The 3,259-nt window shown below is 66.4% G+C and carries 3 protein-coding genes; 2 read left to right on the top strand and 1 reads right to left on the bottom strand.

What is annotated here, in order from left to right:
• A partial coding sequence (locus DBR22_RS18780) for a DNA glycosylase (protein WP_108600248.1) occupies nt 1-698 on the top strand: 698 nt, incomplete at its 5' end.
• A gap of 36 nt (nt 699-734) precedes the next feature.
• On the opposite strand, the gene yczE is transcribed toward DBR22_RS18780, so the two are convergent.
• A complete protein-coding gene (yczE, locus tag DBR22_RS18775; RefSeq protein ID WP_258229301.1) occupies nt 735-1,469 on the bottom strand; it encodes a membrane protein YczE in 735 nt (244 codons plus the stop codon).
• A 61-nt stretch (nt 1,470-1,530) separates the two neighbouring features.
• On the opposite strand from yczE, the gene yczR reads away from it, so the two are divergent.
• Nucleotides 1,531-3,141, top strand: coding sequence for a MocR-like transcription factor YczR (gene yczR, locus DBR22_RS18770; RefSeq protein ID WP_108600247.1), 1,611 nt, complete (start codon nt 1,531-1,533; stop codon nt 3,139-3,141).
• Nucleotides 3,142-3,259: the final 118 nt, after the last annotated feature.

Here is a 3,259-nt window from a genome sequence, read left to right as displayed (position 1 = left end):
GTGCGAGCCGGCCGGGCGGGCCAGGTCGGGAAGTCCAGAAGCTCACCATCCACTCGCACCTGAAAATGGAGGGGGCATGGCAGGTCTATCCACCGGGCGGACGCTGGCGGAAGCCGGGATTCACCGCTCGGTGCGTGCTGCGCACTGCGGTGGCTGACGCCGTCGGCTTTTCCCTGGGAATTGTTGAGGTGGTCCGCACCGCAGATGAGGACAAGATTGTCGGCCACCTCGGGCCGGACCTGCTCGGTCCGGACTGGGATCCTGCCGAAGCCGGACGGCGGCTGCTTTCAGCCCCGGACGTTCCCGTGGGCGTGGCATTGCTGGACCAGAGAAACCTTGCGGGCATCGGCAACATCTACCGCTGCGAAACCTGCTTCCTGTCCGGAATCCATCCGGCATCGCCCATCTCCGCCGTGGCCGATCTCCAGACAATGATGACTGACGCGAAGCAGCTCCTGGAGGCAAACCTGGGCCCCGGCCGCCGCGTCACCATCCTCAATCCACGGGGAATGCCGGTGGGAAGGATGGCCGGGAGGCCCGGTTACTGGGTGTACCGCCGCGAACACCAGCCATGCTTGAAATGCGGCACCCCCATCCGCCGCGATGTCCTGGGCAAGCTCAATGGCGAGGAAGAGCGGGACATCTATTTTTGCCCGAAGTGCCAGCCGGTTCTGCCGTCAGAAACTATGCAGCCCTGACAACAAGGCAGCGCTGGGCGGCCAGCCAGCTTTGACTTATGCGCCACGGGTTAATGGCACCGACACAGCGGAATCTGGCACGCCGTCATCGGGCACCGGGGAACCGTGCACGACGTCACCGGGCACCGGGGAATCCTGTATGTGGGAGCCCAGGGCAGCGGCGCGCGGTTCCGCTGGCGCATCATTCGCCGGAAGCGCAGGGACCATAAACCACGGGAGCAGCAACTGGACCAGCGGGCCGATGACGAGGGCGTAGACCACTGTGCCGATGCCCACCGATCCGCCGAGCAACCAACCAATGCCCAGCACCACAACTTCGATCAGAGTGCGGGATGTCCGGACGGACCAGCCAGTCCGCCGGGCCAAGCCGGTCATGAGGCCGTCCCGGGCACCGGGACCGAACCGTGCGCCGATGTAGCACGCGGAAGCAATTCCGTTGAGGATTACGGCACCGGCGAGCATCCCGGCCTGGCCACCCAGGTGCGAGAACGCCGGGATCAGGGCGAGGCCGACGTCCGCAAAAACGCCCACCAGGATGGCGTTGCAGAGGGTCCCGAACCCTGGCCACTGCCGCAACGGAATCCAGAGCAGCAGCACCAGAAAACTGACAATGATGACCACCACGCCAATACTCAGTCCGGTCCGTCCAGCCAGGCCTTGGTGGAACACGTCCCAGGGATCCAGGCCAAGTCCGGCGCGGATGAACATCGCCAGGGAGATGCCGTACATGGCGAGGCCGATAAAAAGCTGGAGGAGTCTGCGGGTCAACATAACGACAACTGTGGCAGAAAACTGGCATTGAATTACATAGCCAGTTTGAGATACTGGCATCATGTCCACTTCCCTGAACCCGTCCGCACTGGCACGTCTTCTTGGCCAGTGGAGCCACGGCAACGCTCCCGCCTACCGCGAGCTGGCCGACGTCGTCCGCCTCCTGATCCTGGACGGCCGGGTGGCACTGGACACGGCCCTGCCCAGTGAGCGGGCATTCTCTGCTGCGCTGGGCGTCAGCCGGACCACCGTAACCGCAGCCTACGGCCACCTCCGCGAACAGGGTTTCCTCAGCAGCGGCCAGGGCAGCAGGGGCCGCACCCGGATTCCCCGCCTGACGCCGTCGGGCACCACGGTGCTCACGGGATCCGCCGGCGGCCGGGGACCAACCTCGGCGGCAGCATCTTCACTTCCCGGCCATAAGGCGGCCCGTCTTACAGTTCCCGGACTCCAACCCCAAGGATTCGCGGCACCAGGACTCGCGGCACCGGAGGGCCTGATCGACCTCGCCTACGCGTCGCTGCCCGCCAGCGGCGAGGTGGTGCATCGCGCATTCGCGGCAGCCCTCACCGAACTGCCGGCCTTGCTGCCCGGATTCGGATACGACGCCATCGGCCTGCTTCCCCTCCGCGAAGCGGTAGCCTCACGATATACAACGGCCGGGGTCCCCACCACTGCAGACCAGATCCTGGTGACATCCGGCGCGCAGCATGCCCTGAACATCATCATCCGGGCCCTGGCCGGCCGGCAGGACAAGGTCCTGGTGGAGCATCCGAGCTACCCGAATGCCCTGGATGCCATCCGCGCCGCGGGCTGCCGCGCCATCCCCGTGGCTTTTACTGCCGGGCCCGGCACCGGCACCATCACAACCCACGCCAGCGGCGGACGTCCGGCAGCTCTGGCGTGGGACGTGCAGGCGGTGCAGGCGGCAATAATGCAGCAGCGGCCCAAGATGGCGTACATGGTTCCCGATTTCCACAACCCGACAGGCCAGCTGATGCCGGACTTCCAGAGGCGCCAGCTGGTCCGGGCGGCTGCCGCCAGCGGAACGGTCCTGGTGGTGGACGAAACCCTCCGGGATTTGAACCTCGACGGCGCCGAAACCAGCCATGTAGCAGCGTTCAGTCCTGCGGTAGTGACCATCGGCTCGCTCAGCAAATCCCATTGGGCGGGGCTTCGAACAGGCTGGATCCGGGCGTCGAAAGCCATGATCCAGAGGTTTGCCGCAGCCCGTTCCTCGTTGGACTTGGGCGGACCGGCCATGGAACAGCTGGCGGCGGCACACCTGGTCCGAGCCCTCGACGAACCGCTTCCCGCACGGCTTGCCAACCTGCGGGAGAGCCGGACGGTCCTCCTGGAACTCCTTGCCGGGCATCTTCCAGAGTGGGAAACCGCGCGCCCGGCCGGCGGCTTGTCGGTCTGGTGCAGGCTCCCGGCACCCATCAGCACAGCGCTGACAGTGATCGCCCCCGATTTCGGGATCCGCCTGGCAGCGGGACCGCGTTTCGGAATCGGCGGCGCGTTCGAACGCTACCTCAGGGTGCCCTTCACGTTGCCTCCTGAACAACTTGAAACCTCGGTCCACGCCCTGCGGTCAGCCCAGGACAGGCTCGACGTTGCCCCGCAGCTCCGAAGCACCCTGAAGAAGGCACCGGCTGTGGCCATCGCCTGAGGCTTCAGCCGGCACTTCCCTACACCGGGCACATTCAGCCGGCCGCGCATTCCGGGAAGCCACACGTCAGGCGGCCGCGCCCTTTCCGGCGGCGGGGGCGGTGCGGCTGGCGGCGGGG

Origin of the sequence: Arthrobacter sp. HMWF013 (assembly GCF_003061105.1) — a bacterium.
Classification (GTDB): domain Bacteria; phylum Actinomycetota; class Actinomycetes; order Actinomycetales; family Micrococcaceae; genus Arthrobacter.
The sequence above is the reverse complement of the archived record's forward strand: the minus strand, read 5'-3'. Positions and strand labels throughout refer to the sequence as shown.

Bases quoted from the DNA above. Each gene is read 5' to 3' on its own strand.
- yczR (WP_108600247.1), top strand. From the start codon at position 1,531: ATGTCCACTTCCCTGAACCCGTCCGCACTGGCACGTCTTCTTGGCCAG.
- yczE (WP_258229301.1), bottom strand. From the start codon at position 1,469: ATGTTGACCCGCAGACTCCTCCAGCTTTTTATCGGCCTCGCCATGTAC.